At 43.0% G+C, this 18,408-nt stretch carries 17 protein-coding genes; 8 read left to right on the forward strand and 9 right to left on the reverse strand.

Translation table 11 applies throughout. The features are described from left to right. Positions 1-40: 40 nt before the first annotated feature. The 8 genes from C7Y71_RS03510 to C7Y71_RS03545 form a co-directional block, all read right to left on the reverse strand. Positions 41-490 (reverse strand): PepSY-like domain-containing protein, encoded by a 450-nt coding sequence (locus C7Y71_RS03510; protein WP_111898539.1) that lies wholly within the window; start codon positions 488-490, stop codon positions 41-43. Between the two features lie 26 nt (positions 491-516). Next, positions 517-984, reverse strand: coding sequence for a PepSY-like domain-containing protein (locus C7Y71_RS03515; protein WP_111898538.1), 468 nt, complete (start codon positions 982-984; stop codon positions 517-519). A 209-nt stretch (positions 985-1,193) separates the two neighbouring features. Beyond that, positions 1,194-1,364 (reverse strand): transcriptional regulator, encoded by a 171-nt coding sequence (locus tag C7Y71_RS03520; protein ID WP_111898537.1) that lies wholly within the window; start codon positions 1,362-1,364, stop codon positions 1,194-1,196. A 214-nt stretch (positions 1,365-1,578) separates the two neighbouring features. Next, on the reverse strand, positions 1,579-1,878 hold the full coding sequence (locus tag C7Y71_RS03525) for a type II toxin-antitoxin system YafQ family toxin (protein ID WP_111898536.1): 300 nt from the start codon (positions 1,876-1,878) through the stop codon (positions 1,579-1,581). Further along, positions 1,875-2,099, reverse strand: a complete 225-nt coding sequence (locus C7Y71_RS03530; RefSeq protein WP_111898535.1) for a hypothetical protein — start codon at positions 2,097-2,099, stop codon at positions 1,875-1,877. Before C7Y71_RS03530 ends, C7Y71_RS03525 begins: the two co-directional genes overlap by 4 nt. Positions 2,100-2,360: 261 nt before the next feature. Beyond that, complete coding sequence (locus C7Y71_RS03535) at positions 2,361-3,410, reverse strand: PDDEXK nuclease domain-containing protein (protein ID WP_111898534.1); 1,050 nt, start codon at positions 3,408-3,410, stop codon at positions 2,361-2,363. Positions 3,411-3,491: 81 nt separating this feature from the next. Further along, the gene (gene rmuC / locus C7Y71_RS03540; protein ID WP_111898533.1) at positions 3,492-4,952 is read right to left on the reverse strand and encodes a DNA recombination protein RmuC; all 1,461 of its coding nucleotides are present in this window, start codon (positions 4,950-4,952) and stop codon (positions 3,492-3,494) included. A gap of 51 nt (positions 4,953-5,003) precedes the next feature. After that, positions 5,004-5,663: a BACON domain-containing protein gene (locus C7Y71_RS03545; protein ID WP_193215956.1), complete on the reverse strand. Its 660-nt coding sequence runs from the start codon at positions 5,661-5,663 to the stop codon at positions 5,004-5,006. 322 nt (positions 5,664-5,985) lie between these two features. Here C7Y71_RS03545 and dnaK point away from each other — a divergent pair, with 322 nt between their 5' ends. The 8 genes from dnaK to C7Y71_RS03585 all read left to right on the forward strand — a co-directional run bounded on the left by dnaK (position 5,986) and on the right by C7Y71_RS03585 (position 16,626). Beyond that, a complete protein-coding gene (gene dnaK / locus C7Y71_RS03550; RefSeq protein ID WP_111898531.1) occupies positions 5,986-7,899 on the forward strand; it encodes a molecular chaperone DnaK in 1,914 nt (637 codons plus the stop codon). A 438-nt stretch (positions 7,900-8,337) separates the two neighbouring features. Then, positions 8,338-9,681, forward strand: a complete 1,344-nt coding sequence (locus C7Y71_RS03555) for a tellurite resistance TerB family protein (protein WP_146739430.1) — start codon at positions 8,338-8,340, stop codon at positions 9,679-9,681. Then, the gene (locus C7Y71_RS03560; protein WP_146739429.1) at positions 9,668-10,486 is read left to right on the forward strand and encodes a dual OB domain-containing protein; all 819 of its coding nucleotides are present in this window, start codon (positions 9,668-9,670) and stop codon (positions 10,484-10,486) included. Before C7Y71_RS03555 ends, C7Y71_RS03560 begins: the two co-directional genes overlap by 14 nt. Before the next feature lie 6 nt (positions 10,487-10,492). After that, positions 10,493-11,170 carry a DUF488 domain-containing protein gene (locus C7Y71_RS03565; protein ID WP_111898528.1) on the forward strand — a complete coding sequence of 226 codons (678 nt, stop codon included), beginning with the start codon at positions 10,493-10,495 and terminating at the stop codon, positions 11,168-11,170. 10 nt (positions 11,171-11,180) lie between these two features. Further along, positions 11,181-11,660 (forward strand): DUF488 domain-containing protein, encoded by a 480-nt coding sequence (locus tag C7Y71_RS03570; protein WP_226943548.1) that lies wholly within the window; start codon positions 11,181-11,183, stop codon positions 11,658-11,660. 12 nt (positions 11,661-11,672) lie between these two features. Next, positions 11,673-12,680, forward strand: coding sequence for a dual OB domain-containing protein (locus tag C7Y71_RS03575; RefSeq protein WP_111898527.1), 1,008 nt, complete (start codon positions 11,673-11,675; stop codon positions 12,678-12,680). A gap of 278 nt (positions 12,681-12,958) precedes the next feature. Then, a complete protein-coding gene (locus C7Y71_RS03580; protein WP_226943550.1) occupies positions 12,959-14,554 on the forward strand; it encodes an RNA-directed DNA polymerase in 1,596 nt (531 codons plus the stop codon). A gap of 35 nt (positions 14,555-14,589) precedes the next feature. Then, entirely contained in the window at positions 14,590-16,626 is a 2,037-nt protein-coding gene (locus C7Y71_RS03585; RefSeq protein ID WP_111898526.1) for a phospholipase D-like domain-containing protein, read from the forward strand. 582 nt (positions 16,627-17,208) lie between these two features. Here the strand turns inward: C7Y71_RS03585 and C7Y71_RS03590 are convergent. Further along, the gene (locus tag C7Y71_RS03590) at positions 17,209-18,237 is read right to left on the reverse strand and encodes an IS110 family RNA-guided transposase (protein WP_151908873.1); all 1,029 of its coding nucleotides are present in this window, start codon (positions 18,235-18,237) and stop codon (positions 17,209-17,211) included. Positions 18,238-18,408 lie beyond the last annotated feature (171 nt).

The raw sequence follows: 18,408 nt of genomic DNA on the forward strand, positions 1-18,408 counted from the left end.
CTAACACAGTTTTTATTTTCCAATCTTATAAAAATTGTTCTTATGGAATGAGTTCTCCGCCTGGGGTGAGTTTAATGTAAATGTCTTTGGCTCCCGGCTTTTCTAATTCAAGCAGGTAGTAATCAGCTGTCGGGGTTTCAATACGGTCGGCATCGTCAATGATGCGGTCGGGGTAATTGGTGGCTACATAGTTCTTCACTGCTTCTGGCAAATTTTGGGGGAAAATATCCGTCTGTGTCATCACCCATTCGCCATTAGCTTTGAACCAAACATCCACCTCTCCGCTTTCATTATAGAATTCAGCCTTGTAAAGACCTTTTCCTTTTTCCCATTTAGGAGTGGCAGAAGGGTATCTTTCAGCAAGGGCTGCAGTAACCTCTGCAGGCACTTGCGTAGGCATGATATCTTCATCATCATCGTTGCATGAAGTGAGCAACGGCATTTGCAGGGCTACTAACAGACCCAACAGTAAATACAATTTTCTTTTCATCTTTTTTTGTTTTAGTAAATTATTAATTAATCGTCAATATCTATAACTTGAAAATTCTTATTGAATTCAATTTCAAGACCATTGGAGAGGTCCACATCATATCCCCTTCGGTCGCGATCTATCTGAGTAATCTGACAATTCGGGAATTTTTTCTTCACGAATGTGAGAATCTGCTGCGGAACGAGTGCATCAGGCACAGCACCTTGCAGACAATCAATCTCGGTCCATTGTCCGTTGCTGTCGAACTCGATTTTGCTGCCGTCAACAAAAATAACATCGTAATAACGGCGTGTCCATTCGCGATCCTGCTTGATAAGTAAGATTTCCTTACCGGCAAAGTGTTTATTCAACACGGCTTGTGCCGCTTGTGGGAGTTTCACAGGGTTGGTGTTAGTTGTGAATGAGCCGTCTGTACAACTTTCACAACTTGTCGTAACTGGGCAACATAAAACCAGAGCCATTGTTACGATACTTAATAGATAAATCCTCTTCATATTCTTATTTGTTTAGAAGTTAAAAAATGAATTGTAATGTCATTATTGACCGTACAAATGTATGTAGTTGATTATAATCGCAAAAAAAAATGATGTTACAAAAACGTTACAATTAAAAAGCGTAGCATATAAAACTATGCTACGCTTTTTTTATGGGCTCTCAGACATCAAGAGCCGAAGCGTAAAAGTTACACTTCTGAAATTGTGCATCAGGCGGGTTGCCACTTGCAGCGCACAGGCGACACAATAGCGCCCTCCTTCTTCAACGCCGTAAACGCCTTGTCCACTTCCTTACGGTCAGCACCAAGTGCCTTTGTCACTTCACCAGCCGAAACAGGCTTACCTGCCTCACGCATTGCTTTCAATACTTGTTCTTTCATTATTGCTTTTTTTATTTATAATTCGAACACCTCTAAATTTTTCGATTTTGTGTAGCAAAACAACACTTTTCCGAACTTTCCAATGCAAAAATAACAAATCCTAACAAAAACTGCAAGAATTATATCGCAAGAAAAACACAAAAGGAAGAAAGGCAAAAAAACAAGGGCGGAAAACAGTGTCAAAAATAGACATCGTTTTTCCACCCCTTATTCCTCATTTCCTGCGCTTCTTGCTAAACAGGTCCGAGTGGGAGCCTGTGTTAAGCAAGACGAGGATAAGTTCATGGTCTCTGATTTCCCAAATGAGCAACCAGTCCGGTTGGATATGGCACTCCCACTGCCCTTTACGGTCACCCGTCAGGATATGCGCATGATACTTTTCTTCGAGTTGTTCACCATTGAGTAGTTTTCCAACAACAGTCCACAACTCATCCATCGGCATACCACGACGTTTGCAAAGCTTCATGTTATGCTTACACTCGCCCGTAATACGCAGTCTGTACTTCGCACTCATTCCTCTATCTCCTTGATAAGGTCGTCCAGGCTCTCGTATTCGTACACCCGTCCTTCTTCGAGGTCGCGCAATGAACGCTCATAGGACGTCATCGAATGGCGGTTACGCTTCACAGTCCACCCCATCTTCTTGGCAAGTGCCCTAAGGAAAGCGGTGTCGCCTTTAGGCAGTTCCAGCGTAAACGAATCAAGCGATATTTGTGGTGTTGATGTTCCAATCATAGTCTCTATTGCTTTGTTCTACAAATGCAAAAATAGCAATTTCCAATAAAAACTGCAAGAATTATGTCGCAAGAAAAAACACAAAAGGAAGAAAGGCACAAAAAATAAGGCGGGAAACAGTGTCAAAATCGACTACATAAAGAAATAACGTCATAACGAAATAACGAAAAAAGCCTCAACTCTCAACTCCCAAAACCTTCCCCTCAAGCCCCTTGATCTGGTTGGCTGTAGTGATGATGCTGCGGCCCGTGGGGGCGAGTTTTATGGATCCTGCTTCGTAGGTGTTGTGTTTCTTGCCAACCGTTTTACCTCATTGATTTCCTTTATTAACTGTTCCTGCGTTGGCAGGTAGAGTTGATATTCACTTGCCAGGATTGTTTTGTTGTCCTCGGGCAATGTCATACGTACTACAGTATCATTCTTAGCAGTACACAGCAGAATGCCGATGGTGGCACTCTCGTCGGGCAATTTTACGTTGCGGTCATAATAATTAACGTACATTTGTAGTTGTCCTAAGTCCTGATGAGTCAGTTCTTCCGTCTTTAACTCTATGACTACATGACAGCGCAACAGCCGATTGTAAAACACAAGGTCGGCAAAGAATTCGTCATCTTCGAGCAGGATACGCTTCTGCCGAGCCACAAATGAAAAGCCTTTCCCCATTTCAAGCAGGAAGTCCGTCAGGTGGGTTATGATGGCACTCTCAAGATCTTTTTCATAATAACTTGCTTCGCGGTGAAGCCCCAGAAATTCCAGCACCATGGGGTCTTTGATGACTTCCGCAGGTTTTTCGGGTATGCGTTGTTGACGTGCCACCGCAAGTACGCTCTCCTTGTCGTTGCTCAGCAACAGGCGTTCGTAGAGCATTGAGTTGATTTGTCGCTCCGTTTCACGCGCCGTCCAGGCATTGTTCACCGATTCCAGTTCGTAATACTCACGCTTGTCGGGGTCATCTATCTGAATGAGCCTACGGTATTGGCTCCAGTTTAATTGGGAACGCAGTGTGTTCCTAATTGGATAAGTACGGTAAAACTGGCGGCAGAATTTCAATTGCCGATAACCGAATCCACTTCCGTACTCTGGTTCTAATCGCTTTGAGAGATTTTGAAGCAGATACGTTCCATAGTCGGCACGCGCCTTGCCTTGTTGTTCTTCTTCAAAGATACGCTGCCCCAAGTGCCAGTACATCTGTACACGGCAGAAGTCCACACTGCGCACAGCATTGTTCCGTGCTGTTTCAATGATGACACGGACATCGTCGTATAACGCCTCTAACTGTTCGTTCGTTATTAGGTCTTTATTTTCTTTCATAAAATAGAGTTCCTGGGGCTTGATTTATAAATCTGCGCTATGATTTAGTGATGCCGGAATGCGTAATTATTTTCCTGTGCCCTACGTGTCTTGTATGGGTTTCAGTTCTGTAAATTCTTCTGAAGCAGATGTTGTCTCGGGGAGTTTCGCAGGCGCTACCACCTTCCCCTCAAGCCCCTTGATCTGGTTGGCTGTAGTGATGATGCTGCGGCCCGTGGGGGCGAGTTTCTTTGCGCCGTCTTCGTAAACGCCGTGGAGTTTGTTGAGTTGTTCGCCGATTTTGTCGTATTGTGTCTGGAAGGCCTCGACGCGCTTCACCATTTCGTTGGCGAGGCGGAACACTTCTTCATAGTTCTTCTGACGCGCTATCTGTCGCCACGTCAGGTCGATGACGCGCAGCACGGCGCTGAGCGTCTGTTCGTCGGCGATATAGACGTTTTCTTTCATCGCCTGATGCCACAGTTTGGGTTCGCGCTTCAGGGCGAGCCACAGTGCCCCCGTATTTGGCACGAACATGATGACGAAGTCCATCGTGCTCTTGGGCGGCTGTATATAGGCGGCATAGTCCTTGCGCGAGAGTTCCTTCACATGGTCGCGCAGGCTCTTTATGTGCAGTTGGAGTGCCATTTCGCGCTGCTCGTCGTTCGTGGCATTGGCATAGTCCATGTAGGCGGACAGCGACACTTTCGCATCGATGATGAGTTCGCGGTTGTCGCCCATGTGCAGAATGACGTCGGGCCTCATGCGTGCCTCGTTGTCGTTTCGTATCACGCGCCCCTTGGCATCGCGCAGGGTGGGCTGTGTGTCGAACTGCACACCGTCGCTCAGGTTCATGCTCTCAAGCAGGTCCTTGAGAATCATCTCGCCCCAGTCGCCCTGCACCTTCGAGTTGTGACGCATGGCTTGTGTGAGGCGGTCGGCACTCTCCTTGGCTGCCTCGCTCTTGGCGGCAATCGCCTTCATGTGGTCCTCTATCACGGTCTTTATCTCCGTCTGCTTCTCCTTGTTCTCCTCGAACACCGCCTTCATGCCTTCGATGGATGCCTTCAGTGGATTGACCAGACCGTCCAGACTGCTCTTGCTGCTTGCGGCAAACTCCTCCTGCCGCTGTCTGAGGATGTCCTCCGTGGCGGACTTCACCTCTGCCTTGAGTTTTTCGGCTGTCTCTTTGAAGGCATCACCTTGCCGTCGTAAGTCCATGGCATGGTCCTGCCGCAACAGGTCTTTCTCTTCGTCGAAAGTCTTTTTCTGTTCTGCAAGGCGTTTCTCATAGTCCTTTGCCAGTCCGTCGAGACGCCCCTCATAGTTTTTGGTCAAATCGTCGAGGCGCTCTTCAAAGTCTGCCTTCTGCGCAGCGAGGTCTTTAGCAAGTCGTTCCTGTGCAGCAGCCAACTGTTCTGCCAGATGTCCCGCCTGTGCTTCTGCCTTGGCACATGCCACACCGAGTTGCGTCTCTTTCCTTGCTGCAAACAATTTCATCAGCACGCAGCCGGCGGCGAGGCCTGCTACGATGCTGATGATGATATAAATCCACGTTTCCATATATTAGTATCGGTTAATCGTTTAATAATCAAGCATTTGCTGCACCGCCAACTATTCTGCCTCCACGTAGGCGCGCTGGCGGATGCTGATTGGCGTGCTCACACCGTTGCTCGTCAGCGTGATGATGGCGGTGCGGTCCTCCGTCGTAGTATTCGGCTCCAGCGTGTAGTCCACCTGGTGCGTGCCCTTGTCGTATGTCTCGTTGCTCACCGTGAGCCATGCGCTGTTGCTCGTCAGTGTGGCACCGTCGGCATAGTTGGTAAAGATGACCTGTCCTGTCGTAGCGGTATCTGCCTTGATGTCGAGGCAGGTGAACGTATCCTCATCCTCGCTCACATTAGTGATATAGGGATACGACACGTTGAGGAACGGGTGCTGATACACCGTAATTCCGGCAGGCTGGTTGCTCGTTATGAAGATTTGGCCATAGCGCACCTTACCCGTCGTGTTGGGCGTAGTGGTAATGTCGATGCGTGACCACATGATGTAATCCTGAGGTATGGTGGCAGATGTAGGACTGATATCAAACCAGTCGACATTCTTCTGCGCGGTCCAGTTGTCGGAGGTTTGCAAGTGAAGCGAATCCACCACCTGGTCGGCATACATCACAGCTGCTTTCTCGTAAAAGCGCGTAACGTGAAAATCTTCGTCATTGCCGCACGACACAAGCATCAGCGCCAGACACGGCACAAAAAACAGTAGTCTTTTCATGATAATAGTGTTTTTATACATCTTTTCAAGTTTATTGACGAGGCAAATTTACAACTTTTCAAAATTATTGAAACACAAAATATACAACTTTTCAAGTTTATTGGAGAAAAACAAACAACCTATCCGCGGTGCTGTTTGCTGCGTGGATAGGTTTTTATTCTTTGCTGCGCGGAATGTCGTAGAGTCGGTTTATGGCAATGAGTTTATTTACGACTCTCCAAATTTCCGACTTTGGCACAGACTTTGCAAATAGATATAGTGCAAGCGGAAAAGCCGCAAACAAACAAAACGAATAATAATAACAATTAAAAAATAAACAAAAATGGGAAAGATTATCGGAATCGACTTAGGAACCACGAACTCGTGTGTATCCGTATTTGAAGGCAACGAACCCGTTGTCATCGCCAATAGCGAAGGCAAGCGCACAACGCCTTCTGTAGTGGCATTCGTCGAAGGCGGTGAACGCAAGGTGGGCGACCCCGCAAAGCGTCAGGCCGTGACGAACCCAAAGAAAACTATCTACTCTATCAAGCGCTTCATGGGCGAAACCTACGACCAGGTGAACAAGGAAATCAGCCGTGTACCCTTCACGGTGGTACGTGGCGACAACAACACACCGCGTGTGGACATCGACGGCCGTCAGTACACACCGCAGGAAATCAGCGCCATGGTGCTGCAGAAAATGAAGAAAACCGCTGAGGACTATCTTGGACAGGAAGTAACGGAAGCCGTCATCACCGTGCCCGCCTACTTCAGCGACTCACAGCGTCAGGCTACAAAAGAAGCCGGACAGATTGCAGGACTCGACGTAAAGCGTATCGTCAACGAACCAACTGCCGCAGCACTGGCATACGGCCTGAACAAGAGCGACAAGGACATGAACATCGCAGTGTTCGACCTCGGTGGCGGTACGTTCGACATCTCCATCCTCGAACTCGGTGGCGGTGTGTTCGAAGTGAAGTCCACAAATGGTAACACCCACCTCGGTGGCGACGACTTCGACCAGGTCATCATCGACTGGCTCGTACAGGAATTCAAGAACGACGAAGGAGCCGACCTCTCGCAGGATCCCATGGCAATGCAACGCCTCAAGGAAGCCGCAGAAAAGGCTAAGATAGAACTCTCTTCGAGCACCACGACAGAAATCAACCTGCCCTACATCATGCCCGTAGGCGGTGTGCCCAAGCACCTCGTCAAGACGCTCACACGCGCCAAGTTCGAAGCACTGAGCCACGAACTCATCCAGGCCTGCAAGACACCTTGCGAACAGGCACTCCGCGATGCCAAGATGAGCACGTCCGACATCGACGAAGTCATCCTCGTAGGTGGCTCCAGCCGTATCCCCGCCGTGCAGCAACTCGTGGAAGAATTCTTCGGAAAAGCACCTTCCAAAGGCGTTAACCCCGACGAAGTAGTGGCTGTAGGTGCCAGCATACAGGGCGCTATCCTCAACAAGGAAAGCGGTGTGGGCGACATCGTATTGCTCGACGTAACCCCGCTCAGCCTCGGTATTGAAACACTCGGTGGTGTGATGACCAAACTTATCGACGCCAACACCTCAATTCCTACACGCAAGAGCGAAACATTCTCCACAGCCGAAGACAACCAGCCCGAAGTAACCATCCACGTACTGCAGGGCGAACGCCCCATGGCTGCGCAGAACAAGAGCATCGGACGCTTCAACCTCGCCGGCATAGCACCTGCACGCCGCGGTGTGCCACAAATCGAGGTTACCTTCGATATCGACGCCAACGGCATACTCAACGTCACCGCCAAGGACAAGGCCACAGGCAAGGAACAAGCCATCCGCATCGAAGCATCGTCAGGCCTCAGCAAGGACGAAATCGACCGCATGAAGGCAGAAGCACAAGCCAATGCAGAGTCCGACCAGAAAGAAAAGGAACGTGTGGACAAACTCAATCAGGCTGACTCCATGATCTTCCAGACGGAAAACCAACTCAAGGAACTTGCCGACAACATCCCCGCCGACAAGAAACCAGCCATCGAAACCGCACTCCAGAAACTCAAGGACGCACACAAGGCACAGGACCTCGCTGCCATCGACACAGCCCTCGCAGAACTGCAAGGCGCATGGCAAGCCGCCAGCGCACAGATGTACCAGCAGGGCGCACAGCAGCCAGGTGCAGGAGCCGGCTTTGGCGGCGCACAGCAAGCCGGACCAGCCAGCGATAACAAAGACAATGTGCAAGACGCCGACTTCGAGGAGGTGAAGTAAAAAAAGAATAATAATACAGGAAGCGTGTAGTCTATCAGGACTACACGCTTTTTGATTTTTTTGAATCTATCTATCATAGACAACTTTATCCGCTGACCCACTTTATTTCTTTCGTTGATTATATGTCATGCAGTGCAGAAACCTACACTTCTCTTGGTGGCTCCAATGGTTGTGCAGATCAGCTCACCAATTGGGACGGAACGAAGAAACTTGGTTTGGGGACTGTAACGAAGAAGAAAGGTAAGTCTTATTGAGGCAAACATAGCAAATAAGTTGGAGCGATTTGCAGCAAATTGAGTCTGTAAGTCGCTCTCAACTGTTAAAATGCAACAAAAAAGCAAAGAATTATAGGAGTGTTTGATGGTATTCCGATATTTATTTTTATCTTTATATCCAAAATCTGACAATTCATAATTAAAACATTCAAATTTTAGAGTTATGACCAAGAAACAACGGACGGCGATAGCTCGGATTATCAGTGAGATGATAAAGGCTGATAATATCATCGAGGAGAGCGAGATTAAAGACATGAAACACCTCATGTCCGAGTACTCCATCGCTCATCAAGAGATGAGTGATGCCCGGAAAATTCGTTTCTCGGATGCAGTCAACACGTTGAAAGAATTGTCTATTAAAGAGCGTAAGGCTTTCTTCGACCACATTTATAGTATTGCCTTAAGCGACAATATCTGTGTACCACGTGAGGCACTGCTACTCATTGCTTTACAATACAGTCTGATTGAGAACGACAGGAAGGCAGAAGATGGTAAACCCTTCCCCAAGCCTTATCTTATCTCCTGTCCCACTGGCGAGGCCAGTTTCAACGACCAGTATATGGTCTATCTGGAAAGTTCTTATGATGAAGAACGCAATGGAGAATTGAATCAGCACTTCCGTTTGTTGGTTACGATTACACGTCTCTGTGGCTTCAACTTCATATATATTCCCAAAATGGTGGAAGAGTTTCGAAGCATGAACGAGCAATACGTTAAGGATGTCATCAGCTATATGGCTCCTAACCTCGAAGATGCTTTCATACAGCAGGTCTATGACCGCCTTTGTAATATGACCACAGTTGACTTCTTCCGCAATGTGCTGTATGAACGCTTGCAGGTGAAGGCACTCCACAACACGCCACCTTCTCTTCTTATAAATATTGGAACATCCGTCGTGCCCTATTGCAGTGCTGGCGGTTCGATACAATACTATACGGAGTTCCTCTGTATTCCCATCTCGTCAAGTATTCTAACATTGGTCGATGACATTCTGGGATTCTATCAGAGCAAGGTCAGCATCCGCCAGTCGATAACCATCAGCGACAGCAAGGGTCAGTTCAAGTATTTCGGCTTCTATAAAGCCCTCTTCGATTTCCTCGTTGCTCCTCCGCCAGTTGCACCAGACTTGGTGTTCTTGGGACAAAACATGAAGACTGGCAGGTATCAAGTAGCCTTTAAGTTTGATGATGGTAACGAGAAAAGGTTGACGTTCACTCCCAGAGAATACGACATCTATTTCCAAGTTACTATAAAGTCCTACAAGTCGCGCACCAAGGGTTTGCCCGTCATTTACGATAAACATATCAAGCCGACCATTGCCCATCTGAAGAGCAAGATTAGTAGTGAGATTCCCGATTTGACTTATTCCAACCAGTACAAGCCGGAAAGAGAGGGCAATGCCTACATCTTGCGATTGGACAAATCGAAAGTCTTTGTTAGAGTCAGTAAGTCCAACTGCGATTGTGAATGTGAAGATATTCCCATTGTCAAATATGTCAAGAAGTGATTTCCATACCCCTCGACAACGTTGCAGCGATTTCAACGCCATTTTGCCATCTTTGCATGGCAATGTTGCAGTTTTGATGTGCAATGCAGATATTCTCCTCATCTTTGCACCAGAAAACAATCTAAAAGCAAAGAGTATGGAAAAACAAATCATCTGTATGGGCAACTCCTACAAAAACGGCGGCAGATGTCTCGCTGGTATTGAAATTCAGAATACAGCATCTGGCATTTCAATTGTAAGAAATCAAAATGGTATTCCCAATTGGATAAGACCTGTGATGTCGAATGGTGATAATGGCCTGCCCGAATATCTCGTAGGCTCATTCAACTTGCTTGATATACTTGTTGTAGATGTAACAGATGCAGTCCCAACTGGAGCGCATTGTGAAAATGTACATTTTAACTCTATTAGAAAAGTAGGAAGACTTGGACAGAACAGTCAAAACCTCACCCCCCTTTGTGACACATGGCACTCCTTGATTTTTGGTAACAGGGGGAAGGCCGTTCCTAATGAAGTATTTGAGAATGGTAACTATTCGCTTATGTTTATCATGCCTGAAAGTCCAGTCATCATTATGCAGTACGACGATTATGGTCATGAGAAATTTCGCATACAATTTTCTTACAACGGCACACAGTATGATTTCCCATTGACTGATACTAGATACATTAACGCACTTCGTTCTAGAACTAAGAATTGTGGACAGAGGAATACAGGCGATTTGTATCTCACATTGTCGCTTGGGGTTAACCATTACGATTGGCACTATAAATTGGTTGCCGGAGTTATTGATTTAACAGCTTAATAAACTATGATTAAAAGACAGTTGTTTTCAGTCGGACATTCCAACCAAAGTATAGAAGAATTCTATCAACTTTTAGAATCACAAAGAATAGACTGTATTCTTGATGTGAGGAGTATGCCCTATAGTAAATACACGCCACAATTCAATGAGGAAGTCCTCAGATCGTGGCTTAAAAAACAAGGTGTATTGTATGTCCCATTTGGCAAGCACTTTGGGGCAAGACGTTCCGATTGCTTAAAAGAAACAACATTTGTCAAGAAAGGTGTCAAAGAAACAAAACCACAGGTCAATTTCGAACTGGGTGTAACAACTCCCGCTTTCTTAAACGGCGTAGAAAGACTGAATAAAGCACTGAATCAAAACAGAAGAGTATCGTTGATGTGCTCAGAAGCAGATCCATTAGGCTGTCATCGCTTTTCTTTCATCTCAAGATATTTCTATGACTTAGGATGGGATGTTCTGCACATCATGCGCGATGAAGATTCTGGCGACCCCATTACCCGCTCACATCAGATATTGGAGGAGGCAATGATACTTGACTATGTGAAACGGAATAAACTCAAATCAGTGGGAGGTCAGATGACAGATTCACTATTCGCAGATTTTGGCGATGGGTATGATGAACAGCAACAACGTGTTGACGCTTACCGGTTAAAGAATCATGAAATAGGATGGGTTCCTTAGTATGACAACAATGAAACAACAGATGAATATTAAAAACAACAGAGATATGATTACACTATTTACAATTGGATTCACGAAGAAAAGTGCAGAGCTGTTCTTTGAACTTCTAAAGAAAAATAAGGTTAAGCAGCTCGTTGACATTCGAATTAGCAATAGTAGCCAACTTTCAGGTTTCGCAAAAGGGAAAGACCTTAAATATTTTGTTAAGCAAATCTGTGGCATAGATTATAAGCATATTACTGATTTTGCACCAACAAAAGATTTATTGAACAGATGGCATAAGGAAATGATTACATGGCCAGAATACATCGAGGAATTTACGAAAACTCTCAAACAACGTGATATTATAAAGAAGTATGGAATAAAACAGTTCGATGGATCTTGCTTCCTTTGTAGTGAAGAAGATCCAGAAATGTGCCATCGACGTCTTCTTGCCGAATATATGAAGAAGCATTCCATTGAAGAAGTTAAAATAGTACATTTAGTATAACAACTCCAATATATGGATAAGTACTTCATTTGCTTAGCAAACTCATACAAACGTGGAGGACGTTGCATTGCTGGGATAGAAATCGCTTTCAATGCAAATGGCGAATTCAGTCCAATTCGTAATAATGACGGCAGACCTCGATGGATTCGGCCAATAGCAAAAACCACACATGGGGAGATTCCAAATTACATGGCAGAAGACATAAAGATGTTTTCTATAATCAAACTCTCAAATGTAGTTCCATGTCCCAATAAGGCTCATAGAGAAAATGTGTATTATTCAAAACTAGAACAATATGAATGTAACTTATCCTTTGATGATAACATTATTAAACAATTCATTGACAACAAACATCAATCAATTTTCTATAACAGAGGACGCGCAGTATTAGCAGAGCAACTAATGGAGATTAATTACTCTTTAATGCTAATACATGCTGAAAATGCATATGCTTATATTGATGAAAACAGAGAGAAGTCCAAAAACAGAATAAAGTTTTCATATTATGGTTCAGAATATGACTTTCCGATTACAGATCCAGCCTTTATGGAAAAGCTGAAAAGGGCTCCTGAAAAGTATATGCACATAAATGATGTTTATCTAACGCTTTCATTAGGATTGGAATTTGAAGGTTGGCATCATAAGTTAGTGGCAGGTGTAATAGATACACATATTCCATGCAACTCTAATCAGAAAACGAACACACAAGCATCATGCCAACAAGACCAACTAATTTGGTTTGACAAATACGAAAATGAACTAATAAGTCTTCTTGACAAGAAGAACGAAATAGAAGAAAAGATTAACGATGTCCGTGCAAAGATACTACAAGGAATGGAGTCTCATGGCCTGGACAAAATACATTCTAAACAAATCTCCGTTAATTATACGCCACCAAAGACTATTATGCAATTTGATAGTCGAGCATTCCGAACAGAGAATGAAGAACTTTATAGCAACTATTGCAAACCTAAACAACGAGAAGCATCAATTGTAGTAAGAAGGAATGTAAAAGACTAAATTGGTGTTTGTAATGGGTATTATGCGTCAAAAACAGACAGTCTGACTTAGAATTGCAACGTTGCAGCCACAACTATACTATTTTACTATCTTTTCATGGCAACGTTGCTAAAACGAATAATAACGCAATTTTAGCCTTTATCTTCGCTGTATGAAACATAAAAAACAATGAACTAATGAAGGGGAAAACCAAGAAAAACAGTAATTCTAATTGTAACATGGAAAGGATGTCAAAAAACATCTTATCACTAACCTCCTATGAAGCTTTTGATTTCTTTATGAAATCAGAACAGTTTCATAGTTTTGAACTGCCCGAATATTTTGACTTCAACAGAGTTCTCTCATGGGTAAAGGAAAATATTGGAGATAAGAAATATGAAGACTGCCTCAATGATGTAAAACCAGACGAACTTCCAAATGTCAATCTTGACATTCTCTTAAACAAGGATGGGCATTACGCAGTTCGTCCTTTGATTCTCGCCAATCCATTTCTCTATTACTTCTTAGCAAGAGAAGTGTGTTGTCCTTCTGGGTGGGAAGCAATCCTGCAATGTTTCAAGGCATACACCGTGCCAAACCTCACCTCTTGCGCCTTGCCTGTCATACCAGAAAAAGTTGAGCCATTCCACAAGTCAGCAACCATCTTTAATTGGTGGAATGCAATGGAACAGCGCTCGATAGAACTGTCATTAGAATATCGATACATGTTTGTTACCGATATTACTAATTGTTATGGTTGTATCATTCCCCAATCCATAGAATGGGCCTTAGCATGTAAAAACACAAAGCATGAGAATGATAAAAACCGCCAGTTGGCAGCGAACATTCAAAAATATCTACGTGCCCTTCAGCATGGTCATAACATCGGTATTCCTCAGGGAAGTGCATTGTTCGACTTCGTTGGTGAAATAGTACTTGGTTATTCTGACCTGCTCTTGCATGAGGCATTACAGAGAAAGAAAATTAAAGATTACGAAATTATCCGCTATCGTGATGATTATAGGGTATTCTGCAATGATAAAGACACATTGGAACAGATTTCCTATATCCTGCAATCCGTTCTTGAAAGTCTGAACTTCAGGATGAATTCGCAGAAAACAAAAATCAGCGATACTATCGTCATTGATTCTATCAAACCTGATAAACTGTTCTACATATACAACACCCCCATCTTCAACAAAAAAGGCGTTGATTTCGATAGTTTTGAGAAGCACTTGATATATATCTTGATGTATGGTCGCCAATTCCCAAATGGAGGTCAACTAAAAAACCTGCTTTCTGATCTTGACAAACGCATAGAGAATAGACTACAATCTAAAGAAAGCCAGTCAAAAAACAGAGAGAACTGGGAAGATGTTGATTTGGGTGAAGCCGAAAATACATCAAAAAAAGAAAACGTCTTCTCTAATCTGAAAAAATACAATAGTTCAGAATTCATACCAGGTGGAAGCATCCGTGCCATGTCAGCCGTTGCCACACAAATAGCATTGGAAAATGTTACCGTGAGCCACTACGCGCTGCGCGTCATCAGCCGTATGGTAGATTCGCTGAAAGACATGAAAGAGAAACGAGACATCATCAGCAAAGTTTACGACAAACTCTGCAAACAACACAACTCTGACTACAACCAACTCTGGCTTCAGAACATCACCTACACACAAGACAAGAAGCGCAAGAAATCACCATACACACTTCGTCTCTGTAAATTAGTAATGGGAAATATTGATGATCCACTATGGAACAACGAGTGGATAAAGCCAGAACTTTCTGACGACTTGCCCTGCCAATCCATTGTCAACAAGGAAACCTTGAAGAAGGTTACACCGATAATAGTGTTTAGAGAAACGAGAGCATATAAAGAACATATTTTTTAATATAGATTATAAACAAATTCAAAAATAATATCATTATGAATAAGAATGACAAAAAGATATGTAGAATTTTAAACTACATACCTCGCGAAAGAACTTTTGAAGTCGAGGATTTGACGTCAAAAACGAAAGGAGTAGTTGTTTTCGTCAACAACTATCAGGACATTCCAATTTTGAAAGAGGCCTACAAAAATGGGAAGAACATACCTCTCTATTTTGATAGATATGAAGGTGGAAACGCTTTGTTCTCTTATAAAGAAATTATATCTAAAGTTGTTGAGGAAAAGCCTCAGGTAGAGATAAAAGCTTTATTTTCTGGAAATGACAATGAGTTTAACACTAATCTATTTGATGCTCTATTATGTTCAATAGGAGAGACTATTGATACAGAAGAAAAGTACAATCTTGCAAAACAACTTCTGCAAGCAAATAAAGAACTGAAAGTAAGAGGAGGGTTGGCCAAAGACTTCTTCAGAATGTCTTCACCATTATATCAGAAGAAATTTTGGGAAGAGGGAATATTACCATATTTTTCAAACTTTGGAATAAGAAAGATATGGTCAAAAGCAGATGAAGATGAGAAAGATTTGATTGTACAAAGACTCGGAATTGCAATTCAACCACAAAACAAAACAAGTGTGGAATGCCACTTTGAACAAATAGGGGAAGAAGTTGTTAAAAATATTAGATCTGCCAAGAAGTCTATTAAAATAGCAATGGCTTGGTTTACTAATTATAATATTTTCAGAGTTATTAAACAAAAGCTTGAAAAGAGTGATGTAGACATTACACTTGTAACTAATAACGACCTAATCAATAATGGTGGTTATTGTCTAAATTTAAACAAACTTATTGACGCTGGATTGAAAATATACCTATATGAGTATCCCGACATGCTTCATCACAAGTTCTGTATTATAGATGAAGAATTGGTGATGACAGGCTCATATAACTGGACTTTCTTCTCCGAAGCAATTAACCGTGAGAATATGATTGTCATAAAGAATAACGAAAAAGTAATTGAATCTTTTCTCAAAGAGTTTAATTATATCATTAGTGGGCGCTTAGCAATAGATAAAATGCCAGAAGCAGTTCCTGAGCGTCCCGAATATGATAGAAGTTCTTTCAAACAGTACATTAGTGAAGAACTTATTTTAAGAACTATAAGACGAATTGGGAATGCCCGAGAAAATATAAGTCGTGCGAAAAAACTATCTCCATCATATGCTTCTGTGACAAGAGCTATTCAAGATTTGAATATAACTCCTGACAACAATAGTGTATCAACACAGGCCTTAGAATCAGCAGCTGCCACTACTGCTATAGAAGAAAGAAGAGTACAAATAGCCTCTGATCAACAACAATTACAGGAATTAGGAACTCAAAGAGATAAAATACAAACACAACAACGGGTGATAAATCAGCGACAGCAAGAAGTTCAAGCCCAAGCACAGCAAATTGCAGAAAATGAAGAAATTTCAGAAGAGGAAAAAAACGATTTGCAGGAAAATGTCCGCCTACAAGAAGAACAACTACACAAAGAGGAAGAACAACTTAATAATACCTTGAATGAAGTAGATCAAGTAACTATGAGGTTGCAGCAGGCTGTGCAAGAAGCTCAAGAAGAAATCAGTACAATACAGGGAACATCTCAAATTGAAACTCAAGGTGGAAGAGGAACATTGAAAATTAATTTGAAGTGGAACACCACTGACGACTTAGATTTACATGTTTTCGATCCTGACAATTTTGAAATATACTATGCAAAGAAGGAGCATGTATGTAATGGTGTAAAAGGGCTACTTGATATTGATGCAAATGCAAGTAATCCTTATACGAAATCTCCACAAGAAAATATATATTGGGAAGAGGGGAAAAATGCCCCCATAGGAAAATACAAAGTTCAAGTTGTTTTATACAAAAAACGCGATAATGTGGAAAATATACCATTTACAGTTACAGTCTTCCCTGACAAAGGAGAAACAAAAACTTTCATGGGGAAAATTAATGTTGAAAATTCCCCCAAAGATATCGTTAACTTTGAGTATTCTGAAAATGGAATAACGTATTTATAATTCTTGCTGTCTAGTAAAACGTTTTGGTCAGAATAATAAATTATTGGTGTCCGCTAAACTTTAAAAATGATAGAATCACCTATCCGCAGTGCCGATAAATAGGCATTGCGGATTTATTTTTTAAAAAGTAAGCCCCCTTACACACATGATTGGGCTATATCCATTGGCTGTCCGCTAAAACGAGCCATAAAAGGTCAAAAAGATATCTTCCATCTATCCTTGGATACTTATTAACAGCTGGCGATGGAAGAATGTCGTTCAATTAAAAGGCTTTATTTCGCCATTTTATTAGGCTGTACGCTAAAAAAAGAAGGACAGTAAGAACAAAGAGGCTTACTTCTGAAAAAACAGACCAGCAATCGCTTATAATCACGGTTCGCATGTCGTTTAAGTCGCACTAAAAAATTTTAGCTTCCTAAGATATTGTGCAAGTATTTTGATGAAATTTTTCGTCAGAAAGTGCAACATTATTGAATTTGGTACATAAATTATCTTATCTGCCGTGTAGATGCCTGTCTGTGAACTTCCCATTTGGCTTGGGCACCCTATTGTATTTTTTTCATAGTTGATGATTAAACGTCTTCAAACGGCATCTTCATTGAACATGTATTCTGTTTGATAATCCTGATTGCTTTTTACCAACGCATAAGCGATGTGGATTAGTTTGTTTTTGACATTGTTAATGGCTACACCGTACAGTTTTCCTTGATCTATCTTCCGTTGATAGTATCGTTGTATGGCATCATTGTGCTGGATGGCACTTCTGGCAGCCATAGAGAGCAGGCCTTTGAGTCTGCGATTGCTTAGGTGTCTCACATCCTGTCTTGAGTTGATAGTTGTGCCAGAGGTGTTGCGGAAAGAGGCGACCCCACAGTATGTGGCCATCTTGTTGGCTGTCGGGATGTTTTGAAAATTTCCTGAGAAAACCATCAGGGCGACAGTGACCACCAGTCCGAAGCCTTTGATGGATTTCACATGTTCATAATTTCTTTCTAGTTGTTCGTCTGAACGAATTACCTCCATCATGGCGTTTTCGCACTCAGCAATGCTGCGTTCTAGCCGCTTTATTTCGTTATTGGTGTCGCGGCAGATGAACTTGGCTGCTTTGCTGACGGCATCGCCTTGGCTTTTCATGGCTTTTTGGCGGTTCTTGACACCTTTTAGCTTATCCACAAGGTTCTGGCGATACATGAACAGGTCTTTCAGCGCGGCCAGTTCCTTGTTTGGTATTTTGAAAAAGTTGATTTTATCGGGATGTCTGCGAGCATAGTCGGCTATGGCCATAGAGTCCGCCTTGTCATTCTTGCCTCGACGAATGCCCAAACTCTGTTTGATTTGGAGTGCGCTCTCTCGCCAAACGTGCATCTCATTCTCAACCAACCAGTGGCACATCTGCTTGTCATATGCGCCCGTGGTCTCGCAGCAGAACAGCCATTGCCCAGTATTGGTGTCACGAAGAGCATGTTTCAGGTCGCGGACCATTGAGCGGTAGCCTTTCTTGCTGTTCGGGTACTGTGCCAGATACTTCGGTTGCTGCTGGAAATCCGACTCTACAAAACTCACGTCAATAGTTTCTTTAGAAACATCAATGCCGATAAAAATCTTTTTCATACCTTTGTCGTACTTGAATTTTACATTTGATTGACCGTAATTAGTTGGGAATTACCACCCTAAATAGGTTTCAAACCTAACTTCCTAATTGACTTTCAACTAATAAAATCCAGGGAGGCCAACAACTAAAAATAGGCTCAAAACCTAGCGGACACCATTGACTATCTCCCT

Source organism: Pseudoprevotella muciniphila, from assembly GCF_003265305.2.
GTDB lineage: Bacteria > Bacteroidota > Bacteroidia > Bacteroidales > Bacteroidaceae > Alloprevotella > Alloprevotella muciniphila.